Raw genomic sequence first — 3,343 nt, forward strand, 5'->3', positions numbered from 1 at the left:
TGCTGCTTTTACGGGCGATTTTATTGACGGCCATGGGGTGCTTTACTCCAGAGATTGGATAGTGATATAGAAGAATAATATCTATTGACTGAATCTTACTTTATTTATATATGAAAAGAAAAGCGTAAAAAGGTTATCTGAAAAATTTCAGGTAAGCTTTTTGTAAAAGTTATTGTACGACTAGGAGAAACAGGAGTTAACAGGCTTAAAATACTAACATTATTAATTTAACATAATATAAATTAATTTCCTTTTCCCTATTCTTCTACAAATTCCGCTGTTTTGTTCCTATATGTCAAATGAGAATTAATGATACTCTAGAGAGTGTGCTCATAGTACTCCAATTTTTAGTATAAAATCAATAGGTTTTAATAGAAATTTGGCTGGTTAATTTTACTGTAACCTTATCATTAATTGTAGCCTGGCGAAATAGAGTAGGGTAAAGATAGTGAATTGTGCTAACTTTGTTTGAACTTATTCAAAACTGTTCAGATGGTCTTATTTCATTAATCCTAGCTTTTTTCTCTCCACAAAATGCAAAGACCATTGTTGATTAGTTATTATCACTTATAACTACTGTCAATCCCTGCATTTTAGTTTCCACCGTTTCTCCTACTTTCTTTCAATCTTTCCTTAATCATGTGTGAACCTTTTCTTTTTCAGTCAATGACGTTATTTATTGGAGAAAAGTTTTCACTATCAGCCTTAACAATCACTATTAAAATATGCTCCAATGTTCTGTCCCCGCCTGTATGCGGCTTGGGCGACGGTGAGGCTGCATTCGAGCAGGTTGCGGTTTTCGTATTCGGACACGGTGTGCGGCTCGGCTTGGTTTTGTTTCCAAAGCCTCAGTTGGGCGATAGCGCGGCGCAGGTCGGTATCGTTGCGGAGAATGCCTAGATAGTGTTGGTTGAACGCTTGCAGGGCGGGGCGGCTGAATGTGTTTTGAAGGTCGTCTGAAAAGATACCTGCTTCGGAGTAGGGGCGTTCAGACGGCCTTTGGGACGGTACGGCTTGGAATGCTTGTCCATCTGCGACGGGCTGGTATGCCTGCCAGCTTTCGGCGTAGCTGCGGATGAGGTAAGCGTCGTATAAATCGTGGCTGAAGAACGACCAGAACACGGGTTCGTCCTGATAAATCAGGCTGATGCCGTCGGGTGTGTGGAGTTTCAGGTAGCCTTGCGTTTGACGGTCGATATGCAGGGTGAGGCTGTTTGGGGAGGAGGGATGGTGGTATTGTTCCAGAACGGCGTTGGTTGAATCAAATACAGTTATTCAAAATCAGATCTTTATCAGCTACGCGAATAACCCTGGTATTCCGTTTCCTGTTGTGCAATTTGAGTCTCTTGGTTCGAAAACGATGGTGTCTGTTGTGCCAAACCCTCCTGTACACGTTTGTTGAATTTATCAACAATATCTTGGTTTTCTGCTAAAAGCTGCTTGGTGTACGAACCATCCTTATCATTCATTAACCCATTGATCATCGAACGAATTTTTTCATATTTAGATTGGGATTCCGATTCATTTTTTCCAATATCCGGCGCCATCTCAGGTTTAATAAAGTTTTCTTTAGGCCGTAATGCACCGTGAAAAATAGTTTTTTGATCCCAATAAGAATTTCCTGTCATCACTACTTCAGCAGGCCCTGTTGATGTTTGAGATCCAAAAAAATGAATGCGTCCTTTTTCATCATACTCTTTAAAAACAGCAACGTGTTGAGAACCTCCCGGCATTGTCATCATTAATATGTCGCCTGCTTTCAAACTGCCATCTGTTTTGGCAGATGCAGGTAGTACATCAAAATTTTTTTGAGCATAGTTCGTTATATGTTTTCCGTTAAACAGCGTTCTGGTTCCAAAGTCTTTGGCTTCCATTTTAAGATTAAATCCCGCTCCTTCTAATGAAAAATAAACAAGAGAAGAACAATCAACACCTTTTCTTCCATCATGATCTTTGTCTTCATTTAAACGAGAAGGATCAATTTTCTCTCCAGATTTATTTGCAGAGCGTCTAGCCATATCCTGTCTGCCGTATTCATGCGTGGTTTTCGAAAAGTTTGCTTCAGCATAATCAATAATCCGTTGATTCTGCCGTTCTTGAATTTCAGACATTTCAATTCCTTTTATGCCGTGTTAAAAAATTAATCTGCAAAAAAACGGACAGCCTTTGTTTTAACCCAGCCGGTTGCACATACACCGCTGGCGGTTACAACAAGCTGCCCGCCCTCGTCAAACGAAGTCGTCAGACGGCATTGGCTGCCTGACGGTTTCTTTACCTGCCATTTGCTTGGAAAATCTGCCATTTTCAAGCATTCTTTCGCGCCTGCATCTTCACAGCCCGCACCCGCTGCCGGAGGCACTTTTTTCACCAGCGTCCAGCCGTTTGATTCAGCCACATTGCCAACCACACAGAGATATTGGGTGTTTCTTAACTGCATTACCGTTTTCGAACGGGCATCGGGCTTTTCCTTTAACACTGCGCCGCCTGATGATTGTACATAAACCTGATTGCCGCACGACACGGTTTGATGATGGGCTATTTTTCCACTATTTACCGGCTTCGCCACCACTGTTGCCGAGACCAGCAAGGTTAAAAGCAGCATTTTTTTCTTCATTTAAATACCTTTTAAAAACAATAAATTACTAAAATACGCAACATAATCAATGTAGTATTGATGATAAAACAACATTGCAAATAATGCAAACGACGAACATCCGAATGCGGTAAGGCCGTCTGAACAGTTTGTTTGTCGGGCATCCATGCCCGACCTGCTCGGCGTTTTCAGGCTGCCTGCGTGCGGAGTGCAAAGCCGAAAAACTTTTGCAAAATCCACCGCTCTTTTGGGGCGAAATGCCGTCTGAAAGCGATTTCAGAATCGGTGCGGGTATGTTGTTTGTAACCAAGTTTGTAGAGGCCGTTTTTCTTCGTCCAGCGGGCATCTTTATCTTTGCTCGGTGTGGTTTGACCGCTGACTTGTCCTTCTTCATCAACTTCTATGGCCTGACGCTATTTGCTGCCGGCAGTCTAAATAATGGTGGCGTCAATGACGGCGGCGGATGCTTTCTCTACTTTTAGTTTTTTTTCGGTCAGTTGGCAGTTAATCAGTTCCAGCAGTTCGGACAGGGTGTTGTCTTGCGCCAGCCAGTTGCGGCAGCGGCATAAGGTGCTGTAATCGGGGATGCTCAGTTCGTCAAAACGGCAAAACAGGTTGAAGTCGATGCGGGTGATGAGGCTGTGTTCGAGTTCGGGATCGGAAAGGCTGTGCCATTGGCCGAGCAGGACGGCTTTGAACATGGACAACAGGGGATACGCGGTGGTCTCGGAGGTAACGGGTTCTTTGACG

2 protein-coding genes and 2 pseudogenes are annotated in these 3,343 nt (G+C 43.2%); all 4 read right to left on the reverse strand.

Going from position 1 to position 3,343, the window contains the following annotated elements; all coding sequences use genetic code 11:
• Positions 1–705: 705 nt before the first annotated feature.
• Positions 706–1,050, reverse strand: a pseudogene (locus HMPREF2952_RS11415) (L-aspartate oxidase); the annotation flags it as partial.
• Positions 1,051–1,292: 242 nt separating this feature from the next.
• Positions 1,293–2,111 (reverse strand): NlpC/P60 family protein, encoded by an 819-nt coding sequence (locus HMPREF2952_RS09605; protein WP_036490867.1) that lies wholly within the window; start codon positions 2,109–2,111, stop codon positions 1,293–1,295.
• A 29-nt stretch (positions 2,112–2,140) separates the two neighbouring features.
• Positions 2,141–2,614, reverse strand: a complete 474-nt coding sequence (locus HMPREF2952_RS09610) for a hypothetical protein (protein WP_003746683.1) — start codon at positions 2,612–2,614, stop codon at positions 2,141–2,143.
• A gap of 254 nt (positions 2,615–2,868) precedes the next feature.
• Positions 2,869–3,343: pseudogene (locus HMPREF2952_RS09615) on the reverse strand (transposase); the annotation flags it as partial.

The organism is Neisseria sp. HMSC068C12 (assembly GCF_001814095.1).
GTDB lineage: Bacteria > Pseudomonadota > Gammaproteobacteria > Burkholderiales > Neisseriaceae > Neisseria > Neisseria perflava.

What these genes read in the sequence shown, in the direction of transcription:
- HMPREF2952_RS09605 (WP_036490867.1), bottom strand. Translation starts at nt 2,111, where the DNA reads ATGTCTGAAATTCAAGAACGGCAGAATCAACGGATTATTGATTATGCT.
- HMPREF2952_RS09610 (WP_003746683.1), bottom strand. Translation starts at nt 2,614, where the DNA reads ATGAAGAAAAAAATGCTGCTTTTAACCTTGCTGGTCTCGGCAACAGTG.